The sequence below is a fragment of the Pseudarthrobacter sp. GQ63 genome (genome assembly GCF_059758765.1).
In genome coordinates this window covers 83,311-102,386 of the sequence record NZ_JCAXEF010000002.1, presented here as the reverse complement: position 1 = coordinate 102,386, position 19,076 = coordinate 83,311, and the positions used below count along the sequence as shown (strand labels likewise).

Genomic DNA, 19,076 nt, shown 5'->3' with positions numbered 1-19,076 from the left:
ATGTCCAAGCTGTTCACCCAGAAAATCATGATTCTGCGTGCGCCTTCCCTCGGCGCCACCCGTGATCCGTTCGATGGACCGGGGGCGTCCCCGGGGCTCGAAAGCACCGCCCAGAACATCGCCGAACGCGCTGTCAGCATGACGGTGGAGAGCGATGAGAACCCCTCCGCTTCAACCCTCAACGCCCTGCGGAACGACCCCACGGTCCTTGGCTTTGCTCCCGCCATGCCCATGAAACTCATCGAACCCTTCGATGCCGATGCTGCACCGTCCGCTGCGGCAACGTGGGGCGTCAAGGCTGTGGGCGCAGACACCTCTCCCTTCTCCGGCGCCGGGGTGACAGTCGCGGTCCTGGACACCGGCATCGCGGCCGCCCACCCGGCCTTCGCCGGCGTCAACCTGGTCACAAAAGACTTCACCGACGCGGGCAGCGCAGAAGACGACAACGGCCATGGCACCCACTGCGCAGGCACGATCTTTGGCCGCGACCTCTCAGGCCAGCGGATCGGCGTCGCACTCGGCGTCCAGAAAGCGGTCATCGGCAAAGTCCTCGGAGGCCCCAACGGCGGCAGCAGCGATATTCTTGCCTCCGCAATGCTGTGGGCCACCGACAACGGCGCCCACGTCATCTCCATGTCGCTGGGCATTGACTTCCCCGGATGGGTGGACGAGCTGGTGAACGTGCACGGCCTGACCATCCCCGCCGCCACGTCCATAGCGCTCGAAGGCTACCGCGCCAACGTCCGGCTTTTCGAACAGCTCGCCAACCTTCTCAATGCGCGGGCCTCCGTCGCCCAGACGACGATCGTGGTCGCAGCCGCCGGCAATGAGAGTGAACGCAACGGCAACCCCGCATACGAGATCAACGTGGCGCCTCCAGCTGCCGCGTTCGGGATCACGTCAGTGGCTGCCCTGGCCGACGGCGGAGGCGGACTCACTGTGGCCCCCTTCTCAAACACCATGGCGACTGTGGCCGGTCCCGGCGTCGGGGTCTTCAGCGCCTGGCTCAACGGCGGAACGAAAACGATCAGCGGCACCAGCATGGCCACCCCGCACGTGGCCGGCGTGGCGGCCCTGTGGGCTGAACGGCTCCTGGCGCAGGGCCCCCTCAGCCCCGTGCTCCTCCAGGCCAAACTCATCGCTTCCGGAACGTTCAAGCCCCTCAAGCCCGGCACGGACCCCGTGGACGTTGGGGCGGGCCTCGTCCAGGCACCCACCAATGCAAACTAGGTCAGCCCGGAGCTTTGGCCGAGCCGGTCATTGACCGGCTTGAAATCCCCCCCAGGAGCGGACACATGGTCATCCCGGACGACGTGCTCACCGCCACCCAGGCGCGGTTCCAGGCCCGCAAGGGTCCACGCCGGGGAACGGAGGAGAAGATCGCGGAGGCACATACCCCGCAGGGAAGCATCCTCAACGTGGACGCTCCGGAACGGGTGGAACTGCGCAGCCGGCGGGTCATGCGCCAGCCGATGGTGATGGACGCGCTCAAGGCGACAGCGGACACCTCGCCGGCAGTGCGGGGCCAGGTTCGGGACGAGCTGGTGCTGGAGCGGATTATCGGCGGGAACAACCTGCTGGGCATCGCTTTCCTGGAGTTAGGCACGGCGGTGGCACGCAGTGTGGGCAGGGTTATTGTCCGTGACCGGTTCCAGATCCGATCCTTCGGCACGGGGTTTATGATCTCGCCGCGCCTGGCCCTGACGAACAACCACGTGCTGGCAGACGCACAGTCCGCCCGCTTCTCCCGGCTGGAATTCAACTTCCAGAACGGCGTCAGCGGCCTTCCCCTGGCTGCATCGCAGTTCGACCTGGAGCCGGACACCTTCTTCCGGACGGACGCCGGACTGGATGTCACCGTGGTGGCGGTGGCCGCGACATCACGTCCCGACGGGGCGGGTGCCTCGGTTCCGCTGGCCGGCTTCGGCTTCAACCGGACGTCAAAGGAGCAGGGCAAGATCCTGCTGGGCGAGTCCATCAACATCATCCAGCACCCGGAAGGCCAGGAGAAGCAGCTCGCGCTGCAGCAGAACGAACTCATCGACCGCTTTGACCAGTTCCTGCACTACCACACGGACACCTCTCCAGGCTCGTCCGGGTCACCGCTCTTCAACAACCAGTGGGAAGTCCTGGGCCTGCACCATTCCGGCGTCCCTGCCCGCAATGCGGCAGGAGACATCCTGACCGTGGACGGCACCGTGTGGGACAGGACGCAGGATGAGCTGCGCATCCAGTGGGTGGCAAATGAAGGTATCCGGATCAGCAGCATCCTGGCCTGGCTGGGAGCGAACGCCGACGGCATGACCAACGAAGAACGGGCCCTTCTGGAGGAAGCACTGAACCCGCCTGCCTTCCCGGCCGACCCGCCCCACCCGGTGGAACTTCTGGACCCGGTAAAACTGGACCCGGTGGTGGAACGGCAGGGCCCGGTGGAGGTCCAACTGCCTCAATCGGTAAAGCAGCCAGTCGCCACGGCGGAGGAGGCCGTGTCCCTCACCATCCCCCTGCACATCACAGTCCGGCTCGGTGCGGTGCAGGCGGCACACGAACCGGCCCCCTCGTCCGCAGGCCGGACCGGAGACGCGGTTCCGGGGAGCGGGGACGCGGTTGGCACGGCTGGCGCTGTAGCCGAGGAAGCCGTGGCGATAGACCCCGATTACGAAGGAAGAAAGGGCTACGACCCCGACTTCCTGGATGTGCCTGTTCCGCTGCCGGTGCTCACGGCGGAACAACGTGCGGAGGCGGCGCAGAACCGCCGCCCGGCCCAGGGGCAGGACCCGACAGTGCTGACCTACCATCACTTCAGCCTCGTCATGAACCGCAGCAGGCGGCTGGCCCTCTACACAGCCGTGAACGTCGATGGCCGGCTCAGCCAGTCCCCCAAGCGGGACCGCGACAAGTGGTACTTCGACCCCCGGCTGGACCGGTCGGAGCAGACCGGCGGAGACCTCTATACCGGCAACGACTTTGACCGCGGTCACCTCGTCCGCCGCCTGGATTCGGCCTGGGGTCCGGACTCTGTGGCAAAGGCCGCGAACGACGACACGTTCCATTTCACCAACTGCTCCCCGCAGCACAAGAAGTTCAACCAGGGTGCGTCTTTGTGGGCCGGCCTGGAAGACTACGTGCTGGACACCGCGAAGGCCGAAAAGCTGCGGCTCAGTGTGTTTACTGGCCCTGTCTTCACAGCCAGCGATCCGGAGTTCCAAAGCACCCGCATCCCGCTGTCGTTCTGGAAGATCCCCGTCTTCCAGCGTCCGGACGGCAGCCATTCCGCCAGCGCCTACATGATCAGCCAGCATGAACTGGTGGAGGGCATTCTCAGGGAGGCCTTCACACCGGTCACCTTCCAGGTACCCATCCGCAGGATCAGCGAACTCACCGGACTGGACTTCGGCCACCTCTTCGGCTGGGACCCGATGAACGACGAATTCGAACCGCTCCCCCGGGCCCAGGAAGCGCTGGCCACACCAACTCCCGCCCGTGAACTCCGTACCTACGAGGAGCTGCAGCTGTAGCGGCACGGCTGCTCTGATCGCGGTTCCTCTGATGAAGGAGAGGGATATGAAGGCAATCGTGTTGGGCGCAGGCATTGCGGACCTGGTGGCGGCCCGCCAGCTGGGTTTGGCGGGCTGGGATGTGGAGCTCGTCGAGAAATCACCGGGTCCACGGCCCGACGGCTACATGATGGACTTCTTTGGGCCGGGACTCGAAGCGGCGGAGCGGATCGGCCTTTACCCGCGCCTCGCAGCGGTGGCGTACCAGGTCGAGGCAGTCGACTATGTGGATGGAAAGGGACGCCGCACGTGCAGCCTCGATTACACCCAGTTTGCACGGCTTGCAGGCGGGAAAATCCTGAGCCTGCTGCGTCCCGACATGGAGCGCGCCGCGCTCGCCGCTCTCGACGACGTCGCCCCGGGCCGGGTGCGAATCAGCTACGGTGCGCAGGTCTCCCGGGTCTGGAGTGATCACGAGGGCGTGCGGGTCACCCTCGAGGGTCTGCGGGACGCGCCCCTCGCCGCGGACGTCCTGGTGGGCGCCGATGGAATCCACTCAACGGTGCGTGCGCAGCTCTTCGGCCACGAAGACGAGTACCTGCGCCCTTTGGGCATGCGTGCGGCCGCGTTCACATTGCCGGGGCCGCTCCTGGATGAACGGTTCAGGAACCGATTCGTCCTCACGGACAGCATCGACAGGATGGCCGGGCTCTACAACCTCCGCACGGGCGGAGTGGCGGCCTCGTTGGCCTATCGGGATTCTACGGCCGCGGCGGGAGGCCGGGGGTCCGGGGATGCGCGGGAGCGGCTGCGCGGGGAGTTCGCCGGACTCAGCTCCGCCGTCGACAGGGTGCTGGAAGCCTGCCCTGAGCACGTGTACGACGATGTCGTTGCCCAAATCATCTTGGCGGGCTGGCAGAAGGAGCGCACCATCCTCCTGGGGGACGCTTCCGGAGCCGTATCGCTCCTGGCAGGCCAAGGCGCCTCGTTGGCGATCGCCGGGGCAGCGCTTTTGGGTGATCTCCTCGGACCAGTGGCTTCCGCTGACGGCATCAGTCCCGCGCTCGCCGGGTTCGAGGAGCGATGGAAACCTGTAGTTGAAGAGTCGCAGGCAGCCGGGCGGCGCGCTGCCTCGTCCTTCCTGCCCCGAAACAAAGCCCAGCGCCTGCTGCGTCGGTGGATCATACGGGCCTCCCGCGTGCCGGGAATAGACCGGGCTGTGGCACGAAGAATCGTTGGCACCCACTGACCTGCCGAGGGTCAGCCCGCAGTGAGCTCATCCCATTGGAAGGCAGCCAACACCAAGGGATCTACCTGCAGCCTTCAAGAATGCTGGCAACCGCGTCGTGTTCGGCTTGTGTGACCCAGAGTTTGTACGTGGCCTTGACGGCCGTTTGGCGTGCCACGTATTCGCATCGGAAGGCCTTGTTCGGAGGCAGCCACGTGGCGGCGTCCCTGTCGCCCTTGGCGCTGTTGGTTGGCCCGTCTGCAGCCATGAGGTTCAGCGGGTCGTTGGCGAGTTCCTTGCGCTGGTTGGCGCTGAGCTGCTGCGCGCCCTTCTGCCAGGCGTCGCTGAGTGGCACGATGTGATCGATCTGCACGTCGGAGCTGGTGTCCTGACCGCGGGTAAAACTGATGGTCGCGCCGGTGTACTGATCGGCCAGGGTGCCGGCGGTGACAACGCAGTTGTTGGTGCCGGCCTTGAACGTTTCGCCGGTCAGGTCCCGGGCGAGGATGTCATTGCGGGTGTCGCAGCCGTTGCGGTCGACGTCAGCCCAGGCTGGTCCGAACTCGTCCCGGCTGTAGCCCGTCTTAGGGGCGCGGCCCTTCACCGGGATGCCCTGCAGCAGCTCAAGGGCCTGGGCAACATCAACGGCAAGGGACGGGTCGGCAGGGGCTGGGGCCTCGGCTGCGGTGCCTTGAGCGGATTCAAGAACCTCAAGGGCGCTGGCTGCGGCGTCACAACTGGCGAGGGAGCCGGCCAGCAGGAGGGAGGCTGCGAGGGTCAGGGTCTGGGCGGCGGAGCGGATGATGTGAACGGTCCTTCTGTTGCAGCGGGCTGTTCCACGCTAGCGTCGACTGCCGCCTGCGGCCGGGAGGCGGGTCCGTGGTGCCAGCCACACGGTGCCGTGCGAGGCCAGCATGACGCCCACCGGTCCCCTTCCCGCCAGGCGGTCCCCTTGATGGGATCCGCAGAAGCCGTTCCTGCCGGCCCGGCTCACCAGCGCGGCAGTGCCGGCACTGGGCCCCCCGCCTCGATATGTGTGGCATCACCGCGCGCCAGCCACTGGAGCAGGCCCTCACGGTCCGATTCCACCCGGAGGGCGCCGTCACCGATGATCCACTGGTCGCGTTCCTCTGTCACCAGGGTCATCCCCGGGGCGTCCTTGGCGCGCAGCGAGCGCACCGCGGCTTCGAGCGCATCCAGCAGGGAGTCCGGGTCGGCTTCCTCGATGGTCCAGGCCGTGTCGAGGTCCTGGTGGTGCACCACTATTTCCGCCGTCCGTAGGGCCACGATGGATGTGGCTGGCAGCGGACCGCTGTTCGGGCTGATTTCCGGGGCAGCGAGCGGCCCGGACAGCCGCTGCGCCTGCTCAGCGAAGTGCTCGGCGGAGGCCCTCAACTCAGCCAGGAGTTCCTCCCGGGGCAGTGCCGCAAGTGCGGCGACCGCCTCGGCGCGGGCCTCCGCCGAGGCGTAGAGCCGGCGCTCCTCCCCCGTGGCGGCCCAGTCGATGAGCCGGACGAGCGCACGGCCGTTGGCGGCGATGTGCGCAATAACGTCAGACCTGGACCATCCGTCGCACAGCGAGGCGGCAGCCATCTCATCGTCCGACAGGGACGCGGCGGTGGCGAGGAACATGTCTGTTTCCCGGCCCAGGCGGGACAGGTCGGAGTGCAGGCGCGAGGGAGTGGTCATTGCGTCAGCCTAGCGGCAGGCCGGGCAGGTGTCATCTATATTTACTCATCCTTTTAACGTGCTCATTTATTCAAAATAGATACATAGAATCCCCCGGGCGGAACCCCGGGCATTTACCTCATATGTCCCGGGTCACACACCTGTCAGGCTGAAGGGAACCCGGAAACGGCCCCTGGCCCAACGTCGTGCCAGCGCATGAAACCACCTTCGAGAGGACCCCGGACATGACACAACCGCATGCGGTTATCGCTGAAAATCCACAAAAGGAGGCCCGCACCGCCAACTGGGTGGCCTTCGTCATCTGCACAGCCCTGCTCTTTGACGGCTACGACCTGGTCATCTATGGCACCGTACTGCCGGGCCTGCTGGCGGACCCTGGCCAGATCGGTAAGTTCGACGTGGCCACTGCAGGCCTTTTGGGCTCCTGGGCCCTCATCGGCGTGCTGGTGGGTTCCCTCATCTGCGGCGCCGTGGGCGATTTCTTCGGCCGCCGCCGCCTCATGCTTCTGGGCATTGCGTGGTTCTCGGTGGGTATGTTCGTCACCGCGCTGACCACCACTGTGATGACTTTTGGCGCAATGCGCTTCATCACCGGCCTTGGCCTCGGCATAGTGATCGCCAGTGCCGGCGCCACCATGGCCGAGTTCGCGCCCGCCGGACGCCGGCAGTTCTACAACGCCATTGTGTACTCCGGCGTCCCGGCCGGAGGTGTGGTTGCCTCCGTCATGGGCATCCTGTTCCAGGACAGCCTGGGCTGGCGCGGCCTGTTCATCATTGGAGCACTGCCGCTGGTGATCCTGCTTCCCATCGCATGGCGCAAGCTCCCCGAGTCCCCACGCTGGCTTCTCTCCCGGGGCCGGGAAGAGGAAGCCATGGCAGCCGCCGAGCGTACCGGCGTACCGCTGCTTGAAGAGCGCGTCATCCTGGACACCGGTGCAGCACCGCAGAAGTCCGGATTCGCCGCGGTCTTCTCCCGGCAGTTCGCAGTGGCTTCGGTCCTGCTGGGGCTGATGTCCTTCTGCGGCCTGCTCCTTACCTACGGCCTCAACACCTGGCTGCCCAAGATCATGGAGGGCTATGGCTACGGCCGGACATACTCCCTGTTCTTCCCGCTCGCGCTGAACCTCGGCGCAGTGGCCGGCGGCCTAATTGCCTCCCGATTGGCGGACAGGAGTGGCCCTCAGCGGGTCATCGCCTCCACCTTTGCCCTGGCCACCGTCTCGCTGGTCCTCATGACGTTCAACTTCCCGCTGCCCATGCTCTTTACCTTTATCGCCGTCGCGGGCGTGGGAACGCTGGGCACGCAGGTACTGATCTACGGTTTCCAGTCCAACTACTTCACCACCAATGCCCGTGCGGCCGGCGTCGCCTGGTGCGCCAGCGTGGGCCGCCTGGGTGGTGTTCTCGGTCCGATCATCGGCGGCTGGCTGGCAGCGGCGGGCATCGGCGGTTCCACGGCCTTCTACATTTACGGCGGCGTGGCCCTGCTGGGCGCCCTCGTCACCGTCATGGTCCCGCAGCAGCGAAAACTGGAAGAGGCAGAGCACCAGGTCGAGGAAATCGCCGGGCACCGCACTGAACCAAGCGCGGCAGTCAAGCAGCCGCAGTAGCTAACAGCGCCCATCCCTGGACGTCATTGAGTCGAAAGAATGCACCAATTAGATGATTTGCGGTTATTCTTTGAATCAATAGACGTCCGGGGCAGACCCCTTGGCATCGCGCATGGGAGGGCACCACAGTGGACATCCGGCAGCTGAACTATTTCATTGCGGTGGCGGAAGAGCGGCACTTCGGCAGGGCGGCCAAACGCCTCCACATGGCCCAGCCGCCCCTGTCCCAGCAGATCCGCCAGCTCGAGGAACAGCTGGGGGTACGGCTGCTCAACCGCACCACCCGCCGCGTAGACCTGACCACGGCAGGCGAGCTCCTGCTGGACCGCGGACGGCAGATCGTCAACGATATGGAAACACTGAAAGCGGACGTGTACCAGGTAGGCAAGGGTGCCACGGGCGTACTCCGGGTGGGCTTCTCGGGATCGGCCACCTACGGCGTGATGCCGCAGATCGCCCGCCTGGCCAAGCAGATGCTGCCGGGGCTGTCACTGGCACTGAACGGCGAGATGCTCACTCCCTCCATGGAAGCCGGGCTCCGCGACGGGACGCTGGACGCCGCCCTCCTCCGCCCGCCTGTGGCCTCCCAGGAGATCGACTACCGCGTCGTGGACCAGGAACCCCTCGTCGTCGCGGTCCCCTCATTCAGCGCACTGGCCGAAGACAAACCGGTGGCAATGCACGAACTGCAGGACCAGGATTTCATCTCCTACGCGCCCGAATCCGTCCTCTACCGCATCACTTCGGACCTGTGCCGCCAGGCCGGGTTCCAGCCGCGCATCACCCAGGTGGTGGGCGAAACCTCCACGATGCTCGCCTTCGTGGCCGCCGGGGGCGGGGTGGCAGTGATGCCGTCCCGGGTCCGCGCCTTCCAGCTCGACGGCGTCGCGTACCGGGAGATCGACAACGCACCTCCCGTAGAGCTCGCCGTCGCGTGGCTCCGCGGCCACCGCTCGGCCCTGCTGCACAACTTCCTGGACGTCGTCGTGGCCGCCACCGCGCCCGGCCATGACCCGCTTCCCAAAGACGAAAGGCTTTCCCTGTCATGAAAATCGCAGCCATTGAGGCGATTCCCTATTCCATCCCCTACCGCCATCCGCTGCATTTCGCCTCCGGATCCGTCCACGAGGCCGACCATGTGCTGGTGCGACTCCGGACGGACGACGGCGTGGTTGGCATTGCGGATACCCCGCCGCGTCCATACACGTACGGTGAGACGCAAAAGTCCATCGTCGCGGTGGTGCAGGACGTATTCGCTCCTCAACTGGTCGGCGTCGACATCTTCGACCGGGAGAAGATCCAGGAGATCCTCTACCGGACCATCCACAACCAGACCGCCAAGGGCGCCGTCGACATCGCCGTATGGGACGTCATCGGCAAGACGCTCGGGCAGCCCGTCACCAAGCTGCTCGGCGGCTACACCGACTCGCTGCGGGTCTCCCACATGCTCGGCTTCAAGCCCGCCCCGGAACTGCTCGCCCTGGCCCTGGAGTTCCGCGAAACCTACGGCATCAATACGTTCAAGCTCAAGACCGGCCGCCGCCCCCTGCACCTGGACATCGAAGCGGCCCGGGTGCTCCGTGAGGGCCTCGGCGACGATGCCGAACTTTACATGGACGCCAACAGGGGCTGGTCCGCTAACGAGGCCGCCGAAGTGCTCCGCCGAACCGCAGACCTGGGCCTGCAGTTCCTCGAGGAGCCGGACGACGCCCGCGAAATCCTGGGCCGCCGCCGGCTCGTAGCCAATTCACCGATCCCGATCGCCGCGGACGAATCCGCACCCAACCTGGGCGAGGCCGCCAAGGAAATCCTCAACGGCGGCGCCAACCTGCTGGCGGTCAAAACGGCCCGTTCCGGGTTCACCGAGGCCGCCAAGATCGTGGGGATGGCCGAAGGCCTGGGCATCGACGTCTACATAGGCAACCAGATCGACACCCAGGTGGGCACCGTGGCGTCCGTGGTGTTCGGCGCCGCCTTCGCCCACACCGCCAGGCGGGCCGCGGAACTGTCCAACTACCTGGACATGACGGACGACCTCCTGGCCGAGCCGCTGCAGATCATCGACGGGCGCATCCGCGTTCCCGAGGGCCCTGGCGCGGGCACCGGAGTCAACGCGGAAAAACTCGAGCGCTACCGCACCGACCGCTAAGCCACCCCATCCACGAAAGGAAAACCGTGAAGTACCTGGTCCATATGGACGTGAAACTGCCCGCAGACCTGCCCGCACAGGAAGCAGCCGAGATCAAGGCGAAGGAGAAGGCATACTCGCAGGAGCTGCAGCGCTCCGGCAAGTGGCCGGAAATCTGGCGCGTAGTGGGTGAGTACGCCAACTATTCGATCTTTGACGTGGATTCCAACGACGAACTCCACGACATCCTGCAGAACCTGCCGCTGTTCCCCTATATGGAAATCTCGGTGGTCCCGCTGGCCAAGCACCCCTCCGACATCAAGTAGGAACCGGCAGTGCCGCGTTCCGGGTCACTCCCCTGCCCGGAACGCGGCGGCGAGCTCACTGCGGGAGCGGATGCCCATTTTCCGGTAAAGCCGCGTGAGGTGGTACTGCACGGTCTTCTCCGCCAGGAACAGCGCCCGGGCCGCTTCCTTGTTGGTGGCGCCCCCGGCCACCAGCTCGGCCACCGCCTGCTCCTGCGCAGTGAGCTGGAGGTGGTGGTCCCGGACGGCGGTGAGCACCGCGTCGGCAGGATCGGGGAGATTTCCGACGTCGAGACCGGTCGCCTTGAGCTCCCTGTCGCAGCGCTCCACATAGGTGGCCGCGCCCAGCGAGTCGTACAGGTCCCGCGCCGCACGCAGCACCGACGACGCCAGCCGCCGCTTCCCGGCCCGGCGCATGCTCTGCCCGAAGGCGAAACTGATCCGTGCCCGCAGGTAGGGCCGGTTGAGCCCGCGGAGGTGGCCCAGGGCCGCCTCGAAGTGCTCCCTGGCCGCGTCCGGGTCTCCCTGGGCCGCGAGCAGCCGGCCCCGCGCCCACGCCATCCTGGCCATGTCCGAGGGAACTTCGCGCTCCCGCCGCAGCCCCTCGAAGGACGTCAGGAAGGCCTCCGCCGTGTCCAGCTGGTCGGTCATCACCAGCGCGTTAATATAGGTATCCTGCCAGGGCCAGAAGGACACCCGGTCCTCGGTCCAGGGGTCCAGCTCGGTCAGCGGCTGGAGCACGGCCAATGCGCTCTCATAGTCTGCCCGCGCCTCGTGGAACCGGGCCCGCGCCAGGCTGGCCGGCACCTGCATGGCCCGGTACGTCCCCGGTTGGACAGCGGCCTGCGAGACGTAATACCGGGCACGGTCCCAGTCGCCGCGCATGGACCAAAGTTCCGCGGCGGTCCAGTAGAGCAGCGGCCGTATCAGCGGCATTCGGGACGTTTCCAGGCGGACGCTGGAGCGGGCGATGGTGGCCGCCGCGGCATCCCAGTTCCCCAGCACCAGGTGCGTGCGGGCCAGCCACGCCTCGGCCCAGAGGGAGATCCGCAGGGATCCGCCGCGGTACTCGGTGGGGGCCGCGGACTCGAAGTTCACCAGCGCCGATTCCACGTTGTCCAGGCGCAGTGCCAACCACCCGGCCCCCATCTGAACCCGCTGCTTCTGCGCATTCTCGGCAGCGTGGCCGAAAGCCCGCTGGTAGGACGCCTCCGCCTCGCCCAGCCGGCCGCGGGCGTACAGGCCCAGGCCGTAAATGGCTTCCGATTCGACGTGCGCCGGCGTCCCGGGTTCGGTCAGCGACATGGCGCGTTCCGCCCAGCCGGTGATCATCGGGCCGTCCCAGGACGCCACCCCGTGCAGCACGAACCGCTGCGCCACCCGGGCAGCGGCCTTGGGGTCTCGCTCCGGGTTGCTGGTGCGCCAGGCCATTTCCAGCTGGCTTTGGGCGCTGTCGTTCTGGCCGGACACCGTGGAGAGGTAGCCCAGCACCGAAGAGCGCAGCGGAGAGGGCGGCAGCGCGTCCACGGCGGCGGACCAGGTTTGCGCCTCGGCAATATTCCCGGCCCCCACCAGCGCGTCCACGGCGCGCAGGAGCCGGTCGTTGCGGGCCCGGATGTCCAGGGACAGCCGCGACGCGGAAAACAGGGCCGTCGCAACGTCCTGCCATGCCCCCACCGCGGCCTGGCGGCCCGCGAAATGCTCAAGTTCCTCGGCGAGGGCCTGGTCCCCTTCCGGCGTCGCTGAGACCCGGTGCCCGAGTTTTTCGCCCTCCGGCTGCACGGCCTCCGCGGCCAGCCGGTGCAGCGCGATCCGGCGGCTTGGAACAATCTGCTCATAGATCGCCTCCGCCGTTCCGGGTTCGACGAACACGACGGCGGAGCGCGCCTGGTCCACGGACAGCCGCAGGAGGCCGGCGCGGTGGCCTTCGTCCAGGGCCTCGAGGACGGACTCCACGCCGCTGACGGCTGCGACTTCATGCAGTCCGGCGCTGCGGCCCAGCACGGAGGCGGCTTCGGCCACGGCAACCAGGGCGGGCGAGGCGGAGTCCAGGACGCTGTGCACGCGGGCGCGCAGCCGTGACGAGGGAGGCAGCGAGGGGAACCAGCTCAGCCAGGTCTCGGCTGGCAGTTCGCGCAGCAGCTCCGTCACCGTCTGCGGCAGGCCCCCGGTGTGCCGGACCAGTCCGTGGGCCGCAGTGACGCTGAGGTCGATGCCGTGCAGGCGCCGGGCCACTTCCTGGACCTGTTGCGGGGTCAGCGGCTCCATGGGAATGCGGACCACCTGGTGCCCGGTGAGGTAGTCCAGGACGCCGGCGGGGATGCGCTGCGCGTCGGCGGGGTCCAGGGTGAGCAGGAACAGGATCTTCTTGCCGTGCAGCCGGCGCATGACGAACGTGAGGATGCGCAGGCTTTCCACATCGAGTTTGTGGACGTCGTCGACGGCGACCACCACGCTTCCGTGCGACTGCAGCCCTTCGAGGTGGGTACCCAGCGTCGAGGCGTAGTTGACCACCTGGTCCGTACCCAGGGAGGCGAGGGGACCCGCAGGAAGGTGCGGGCCGCCGTCGTACGCTTTCGCCGAACGCAGCGGCGGGGTGAGCATCAGCTGCGAATAGCCCGCGAGCGCAAACTGCGCTTCCCACGCGTCGCCCATGGCGGAAAGGACGCGGACGCCGCGGGCCCCCGTGCGGCAGTGTTTCAGGAAGGACTCCAGCACCGCGGTTTTTCCGGAGCCGGCTGGACCGGTGAGGACCACGGCAGCCACCTTGCCCTTACGGACTGTGCGGAGGATTTCCGCGAGCTGCGCGAACACCCCATCGCGGCCTACCAGGGCAGAATCCGCGCCGATATCGCCCTGGACGGACCCCGCAGTCATGGCCGCAAGTCTACCGGAGCGTCCTGCCCGCCCGTTCCGGCGGGGGTCCACGCGCTAGCCCAGGTCCCCGCCGGCCACCGGAAGGATGCTTCCGGTGAGATAGGACGCTTCGTCGGAGGCGAGGAACACGATGGGCGCGGCCTGCTCGTCCAGGGTCCCGTAGCGCTTCATGAAGGACGACTCCAAAGTCTGGTCGACGATCACCTGGTACCAGGCCTTCTCGGTGGCGGACTCGGCTTCAGGGCCGCGCTTGACCTTCCGCGGCGGCGCCTCCGTGCCGCCGGGCGCAGTGGCGACCACGCGGATGCCGCGGCCGGCCACCTCCATGGCGAGGGCCTGGGTCAAGGCGTTGACGCCGCCCTTCGCCGCGGCGTACGGGACGCGGTGCATCCCGCGGGTGGCCACCGAGGACACGTTGACGATGGTCCCCGATTCCTGTTCGAGCATCGCAGGCAGGACCGCCCGGCAGCTCCAGAGCGTAGGAAAGAGCGAGCGGCGGATCTCCTTCTCGATCTTGTCCTCGTCGTATTCCTCGTAGGGACGGGCCCAGATGGTGCCGCCGACGTTGTTGACCAGGACATCCACGCGTCCGTGGGCTGCGAGCGCCGCCTTGACTGCCTGGCTGGCGCCGGAGAAGGTCTCCAAATCAGCGGTGACGGACGTAGCCGACCCGCCGCAGCCGGAGGCCCGGGCGGCCGCTTCGATGTCCGCCGCCACGTCGTGGACCAGGTCGGCGCGGTCCACCAGGACCACTGCGCCGCCTTCGGCGCCGATGCGTTCGGCCACTTTCCGGCCGATCCCCTGGGCCGCACCGGTGACGACGGCGACCTTGCCGCCGAACCTGCCGGGGGTCACGAACTGCCCGGCGTACGGTGCAGCCATCAGAGGGCGGTCTTCGCGTCGATGGCGCCGGCCATGGTGTGCTTCGCATCGTGGGCGTGCTCGGCTATCACGGCGCGGAGGCGGTCCTTGTCGCCGCGCTCGAAGGCGTCCACGATGTCCAGGTGGTCCTGGGTGACCCGCTCAAAGATCGGCGTTCCCGGTTCGAAGGCGGCGGCCATCTGGGCGTGCACGTCCAGGCGGCGGTAGGACTCCAGCAGCATGGGGTTGTCGCAGACCATGAAGAGGTACTCGTGGAATTCCTCGTTGGTACGGGCAAACTCCTCGGGGTCGATGATGCTTCCCCCGGCCACCGACGCGGTGGTGGCCTCGGCGAGCCGGCGGAACTGGCGCAGCTGCTCCCCGCTGAGCCTGCCCAGCAGCAGTTCGCTGACCGCCAACTCCAGGCCCATCCGGGCGTCCAGCTGGGCGAAGCTGTCCTCCTTGCGGAAGTCCAGCCGGCCGGTTTCCAACGAGGACACGGCCTCGCCGCGGCTCATGGTGTCGCCTTCGGCCTCAATCTTCTCAGCCGGTGCCGGAGCTCCCGTTTCGGCGTCGCCCCCAGTGGCCTCCTTCGGCGCGAACCGCTCGAAGTAGAAGTTGGCGGGCTGGATGCCTTCGGTGTCGAGCCACTTGGAGACAGCGTTGACCATGGGCGGCGGGCCGCACAGGTAGATGTCCACGTCACCGTCGTTGAGGTGCTTCGGTTCGATGATCTGGGTGACGTAGCCGGTGTGCGGGGCGGAAGTGCCAGGCTCGGACGCGATGTAGTCCCAGGTGAAGCCGGGGAGCTTCGCTTCGTAGGCGCGGAGCCAGTCCAGGCCTACGATGTCCGCCTCGCGGGTGAGCCCGTAAATAAGGTGGACCGCGGTGGACGGCGGATTTTCGGCGAGCTTTTCCAGGATGGACAGGAGCGGGGCCAGGCCGGTGCCGCCGGCCAGGAGCAGCAGGGGCCGCTTGGGCTCGCGCAGGAAGAACGATCCGTAGGGGCCGGTGAATTCGATGGAGTCGCCCACCGCGGCCCGGTCGCGTAGGTACTCGGACATCGCGCCCTGCGGGGTGACGCGGACCATGAAGGATGCGTCCTGCACCTCGGGACCGCTGCTGAAGGAGTAGGAACGCTCGGCGTCGGTGCCGGGGACCTTGAGGTTGACGTATTGCCCGGGCAGGAAGGCCAGCGCATCCCGGTTGTCCACCTCGAGGGTGAAGGACACCGTGGTGTCCGTGTGGCGGTTGAGTTCCTTGATGGTGGAGCTGAAAGTGGCTGCGGCCGTCTTGGCGGATTCCGACGTTGCAGGGATCTGGATGGCGAGGTCGGATTCCGGCACGGCCTGGCAGGTCAGCAGGTAGCCCTTTTCGAGCTCGTCTTCGGTCATGGCGTCGTCGATGAAGTCTCCGGGGTCGAAGGATCCGGAGTCGCAGAATGCCTTGCACGTGCCGCAGGCGCCGTCACGGCAGTCCGACGGGATGTTGATGCGCGCCTTGTAGGCGGCATCCATGACGGTCTCATAGTCGCCGACCTTGATGACTTTGGTGACGCCGTCTTCGAAGCTGAGGGCTACTTTATGGCCCATGGTGTCCTCCTGGCTGGGCGGGCGCGTCGTCGCGTCCCGGGGAAAGGTTGTGGCATGCCCTGCGGGCCGGTCAGATCATGTAGACGTCCACCACGTGGTGGATGTAGTCGTTCTTCAGGACCACCTTCTTCTTCAGGATCACCGGTTCCGGGCCCGAAAGGTCGATCGTGTAGAAGCTGGTGCCGAAGTACGTGTCCGTCGTGTTGTAGCGGAAGTACAGGGTGTACCAGTTGAAGCGCACCTCGACCCGGCCGCCGTCGTTCGCCAGGACTTCAACGTCCGTGATGTTGTGGCCCGTGCGCGGCTCGGGCAGGGAGGTGGCCGACGACCGGTCGGTCTTGATCCGGAACACCCGGTCCTCGATGCCGCCGCGGTTGTCGTAGTAGATCAGGGAGATCTCGTTCTGGGGATCCTGGGTCAGCTGGTCATCCACGTCCCAGGCCGGCATCCAGAATTCGGAATCCGGGTGGTAGCACTCGAGCCATTCATCGAACTGGCGGTCGTCCAGCAGGCGGGCTTCCCGGTAGAGGAACGCCCGGACGGTTTCGAGGGTTGCAATCTCCTCAGCGGTCTTCAGGACCGGGGCGGTGTGGGTCAGGTTGGTCATGGTGTCAGCTCTCTGTGGTTCCGGCGGGCTCTGTCAGGCGGTGGCAGGGACGGCTTCGAGCACGGAGGGCTCCTCTTCCTCCGCCAGGGCCCGGTCCATGACTTCCTTCCAGTACCCGTGCTGGATCGGGTAGAGCCCTTCGTCTTCGGTGCGCACGCCGGAGGCGATGACGCGCGTCATGCCCAAGGCCTTGGCCTGGTCGTCCGGGCCGGCGATCTCGTGGGTGGAGCCGCGGGTCATGTCGTTCCACGGGGCGCTGGTGGCCCAGTAGGTCTTGTTGCAGGAGCGGAATTCCTCTAGGTCGTCCGGGGTGGCCATGCCGGTGGCGTTGAAGAAGTCCTCGTACTGGCGGATGCGCTTGGAGCGGTTCTCCTGGGACTCCCCCTTGGGGGCGATGCAGTAGATGGTCACCTCGGTCTGGTCCGCGGAAATCGGCCGGAAGTGGCGGATCTGGGAGGAGAACTGGTCCATGATGTACACGTTCGGGTACAGGCAGAGGTTGCGCGAAATGTTGATCATGAAGTTGGCCATCTCCTCGCCGTACTTCTGCACCAGCTCATCGCGGCGGTCCCAGAGCGGACGGTCCTCGGGGTTGGTCCACTCCTGCCACAGCAGCAGGTGCCCGTGGTCGTAGGAGTAGAAGCCGCCCTTGACCTTGCCCCACTTGCCGGCGTCCATGGCCTTGGTCTTGTTGGCGGAGTCACCTGCGGTGCGGCGGGCCGTGGTGGCGGCGTAGTTCCAGTGCACGGCGGTGACGTGGTAGCCGTCCGCGCCGTTCTCGGCCTGGACCTTCCAGTTGCCGTCATAGGTGTACGTCGAGGAGCCGCGCAGCACTTCCAGGCCTTCGGGTGACTGGTCCACGATCGAGTCGATCACCTTGGTGGCATCCCCCAGGTGCTGTTCGAGCGGCAGCACGTCGGCCTTCAGCGAGCCGAACAGGAAGCCGCGGTAGGACTCGAAGCGGGCCACCTTGGTGAGGTCGTGCGATCCTTCCTTGTTGAAGGTCTCGGGGTAGCCGGCGTTCCGGGAGTCCTTGACCTTCAACAGTTCACCGGAGTTCTTGAACGTCCAGCCGTGGAACGGGCAGGTGAAGGTTGTGCGGTTGTCCGTCTTGCGCCGGCACAGCATGGCGCCGCGGTGCGAACAGGCGTTGACGATGCAGTTAAGGTTCTCGTCCTTGTCCCGGGTGATCATCACCGGGGTGCGGCCGATGTAGGTGGTGAAGTAGTCGCCCACGTTGGGGATCTGGGACTCGTGGGCCAGGTATACCCAGTTGCCTTCGAAGATGTGCTTCATCTCGAGCTCGAAGATCTCCTGGTCGGTGAAAATTTCGCGCTTGGCCCGGATGATTCCGTTCTCACGGTCGTCGATCACGGCGTCGGCAAGGACCTCGCGGGCATGGGTCAGGTTCTCGGTCATGGCGTGCTCCCTCATTGGAGATTGCTGGACGGACGGGCGGGATGCCCGGGCCGGCGTCGATGCCGGCGGTGGACGTTAGAGGCAATTCTTCACGCCCGTGACTGCACTCACATCAGGCAAACACCTAGGGTCGACCAAGGGGGTGTTTATGTTTCGATAATGACCTAAAACAGGCATTATCAATATTTGTAGCGTCCTTATGTCCAGGCCTAGGATGAGACCGACATCACGCGATGCCGCGTGGCAGCAGGTTTCCTGCGCCACCGTCCCGCGGCGGGTGCAGGAGACCTTCCTGGCCCCATTTCAAAGACGAAGGTGGAGACCGCCATGACTGAGACCCAAATGGATTCCCGGACAGAGAACGAGGGCACTGCCGTTGAAGCAGGCTCGAAGGCCACCGAACGCTTCGCCGCCTCCGGCAAGCTTTCGGAGCTGAACGTGCCCAAGGAGCGCGTAAGCACGTTGGCCGGCGCACTTATCAAGGCCGCCAACGACATCGTCGTTGAGCACCAGGTCACCTATGAGGAGTACAACGCGCTCAAGGCATGGCTGATCAAGGTGGGTAACGACGGCGAGTGGCCGCTGTTCCTGGATGTGTGGCTGGAGCACACGGTTGAGGACGTCAACTCCCAGGAGCGCCCCGGCACCAAGGGCACCATCGAGGGCCCGTATTACGTGCCCGGCTCGCCGGAGCTCGCCACTCCGGCCACTGTCCTCATGCGCGACGGCGAAGAGGGCACACCCCTGCGCTTCACCGGCCAGTTCACGGACACCAACGGCAATGCCCTCCGGAACGCCCAGGTGGAGATCTGGCACGCGGATGCCGCCGGCTTCTACTCCCAGTACGCACCAGGTCTGCCCGAGTGGCTTTTCCGCGCCACAGTAAAGGCCGACGACGAAGGCCGCTTCGAGATCAACACCATGCGTCCCGCGCCCTACCAGATCCCCACGGACGGCGCCTGCGGGCAGCTCATCGAGGCAGCTGGCTGGCACGCGTGGCGTCCTGCCCACATCCACATCAAGGTGTCGGCTCCCGGCTACCAGCCGGTCACCCAGCAGCTCTACTTCCCCGGCGACCCGCACAACGCCGACGACATCGCCTCGGCCGTCAAGCCCGAACTGATGCTGGACCCCAAACCCCGCACGGACGGCGGGGAGGGCGAGGAAGTTGTCTACAACTACATCCTCGCCAAGGAAGGCCAGACCAAATAGGTCTGTGCCCATATCGTCTGAGGCCGGGCGCCGCAAACCGGCTACGCAGGC

The 19,076-nt window shown here is 66.4% G+C and carries 15 protein-coding genes; 8 read left to right on the top strand and 7 right to left on the bottom strand.

Features of this window, described 5'->3' with window-relative positions:
• From AC6CHP_RS04940 to AC6CHP_RS04930, 3 genes are all read left to right on the top strand, one after another.
• Positions 1-1,230 (top strand): S8 family peptidase, encoded by a 1,230-nt coding sequence (locus tag AC6CHP_RS04940; protein WP_498228370.1) that lies wholly within the window; start codon positions 1-3, stop codon positions 1,228-1,230.
• A gap of 65 nt (positions 1,231-1,295) precedes the next feature.
• Positions 1,296-3,518 carry a DNA/RNA non-specific endonuclease gene (locus tag AC6CHP_RS04935; protein ID WP_498228368.1) on the top strand — a complete coding sequence of 741 codons (2,223 nt, stop codon included), beginning with the start codon at positions 1,296-1,298 and terminating at the stop codon, positions 3,516-3,518.
• Positions 3,519-3,564: 46 nt separating this feature from the next.
• Entirely contained in the window at positions 3,565-4,746 is a 1,182-nt protein-coding gene (locus AC6CHP_RS04930; RefSeq protein WP_498228366.1) for an FAD-dependent monooxygenase, read from the top strand.
• Positions 4,747-4,807: 61 nt separating this feature from the next.
• Here AC6CHP_RS04930 and AC6CHP_RS04925 read toward each other — a convergent pair whose 3' ends face one another.
• Both AC6CHP_RS04925 and AC6CHP_RS04920 read right to left on the bottom strand, forming a co-directional pair.
• Positions 4,808-5,329: an HNH endonuclease family protein gene (locus tag AC6CHP_RS04925; RefSeq protein ID WP_498228365.1), complete on the bottom strand. Its 522-nt coding sequence runs from the start codon at positions 5,327-5,329 to the stop codon at positions 4,808-4,810.
• Positions 5,330-5,715: 386 nt separating this feature from the next.
• Positions 5,716-6,414 carry a maleylpyruvate isomerase family mycothiol-dependent enzyme gene (locus tag AC6CHP_RS04920; protein WP_363935762.1) on the bottom strand — a complete coding sequence of 233 codons (699 nt, stop codon included), beginning with the start codon at positions 6,412-6,414 and terminating at the stop codon, positions 5,716-5,718.
• Positions 6,415-6,638: 224 nt separating this feature from the next.
• On the opposite strand from AC6CHP_RS04920, the gene AC6CHP_RS04915 reads away from it, so the two are divergent.
• The 4 genes from AC6CHP_RS04915 to catC all read left to right on the top strand — a co-directional run bounded on the left by AC6CHP_RS04915 (position 6,639) and on the right by catC (position 10,478).
• Positions 6,639-8,024, top strand: coding sequence for an MFS transporter (locus tag AC6CHP_RS04915; RefSeq protein WP_498228363.1), 1,386 nt, complete (start codon positions 6,639-6,641; stop codon positions 8,022-8,024).
• Positions 8,025-8,152: 128 nt separating this feature from the next.
• A complete protein-coding gene (locus AC6CHP_RS04910; protein ID WP_310110462.1) occupies positions 8,153-9,073 on the top strand; it encodes a LysR substrate-binding domain-containing protein in 921 nt (306 codons plus the stop codon).
• Positions 9,070-10,173, top strand: coding sequence for a mandelate racemase/muconate lactonizing enzyme family protein (locus tag AC6CHP_RS04905; protein WP_363935754.1), 1,104 nt, complete (start codon positions 9,070-9,072; stop codon positions 10,171-10,173). Before AC6CHP_RS04910 ends, AC6CHP_RS04905 begins: the two co-directional genes overlap by 4 nt.
• A 26-nt stretch (positions 10,174-10,199) precedes the next feature.
• On the top strand, positions 10,200-10,478 hold the full coding sequence (gene catC, locus AC6CHP_RS04900) for a muconolactone Delta-isomerase (protein WP_498228362.1): 279 nt from the start codon (positions 10,200-10,202) through the stop codon (positions 10,476-10,478).
• 24 nt (positions 10,479-10,502) lie between these two features.
• Here catC and AC6CHP_RS04895 read toward each other — a convergent pair whose 3' ends face one another.
• From AC6CHP_RS04895 to benA, 5 genes are all read right to left on the bottom strand, one after another.
• Positions 10,503-13,334, bottom strand: a complete 2,832-nt coding sequence (locus AC6CHP_RS04895; RefSeq protein ID WP_498228361.1) for an AAA family ATPase — start codon at positions 13,332-13,334, stop codon at positions 10,503-10,505.
• A 54-nt stretch (positions 13,335-13,388) separates the two neighbouring features.
• On the bottom strand, positions 13,389-14,216 hold the full coding sequence (locus AC6CHP_RS04890) for a 1,6-dihydroxycyclohexa-2,4-diene-1-carboxylate dehydrogenase (protein ID WP_498228360.1): 828 nt from the start codon (positions 14,214-14,216) through the stop codon (positions 13,389-13,391).
• Entirely contained in the window at positions 14,216-15,787 is a 1,572-nt protein-coding gene (gene benC, locus AC6CHP_RS04885) for a benzoate 1,2-dioxygenase electron transfer component BenC (protein WP_498228359.1), read from the bottom strand. The genes AC6CHP_RS04890 and benC overlap by 1 nt, the downstream gene beginning before the upstream one ends.
• Before the next feature lie 70 nt (positions 15,788-15,857).
• Positions 15,858-16,394, bottom strand: coding sequence for a benzoate 1,2-dioxygenase small subunit (gene benB / locus AC6CHP_RS04880; RefSeq protein WP_498228358.1), 537 nt, complete (start codon positions 16,392-16,394; stop codon positions 15,858-15,860).
• 33 nt (positions 16,395-16,427) lie between these two features.
• Positions 16,428-17,813, bottom strand: coding sequence for a benzoate 1,2-dioxygenase large subunit (gene benA, locus AC6CHP_RS04875; protein WP_498228357.1), 1,386 nt, complete (start codon positions 17,811-17,813; stop codon positions 16,428-16,430).
• 327 nt (positions 17,814-18,140) lie between these two features.
• Between benA and catA the strand changes: the two genes are divergently transcribed.
• The gene (catA, locus tag AC6CHP_RS04870) at positions 18,141-19,025 is read left to right on the top strand and encodes a catechol 1,2-dioxygenase (RefSeq protein WP_498228356.1); all 885 of its coding nucleotides are present in this window, start codon (positions 18,141-18,143) and stop codon (positions 19,023-19,025) included.
• Positions 19,026-19,076 lie beyond the last annotated feature (51 nt).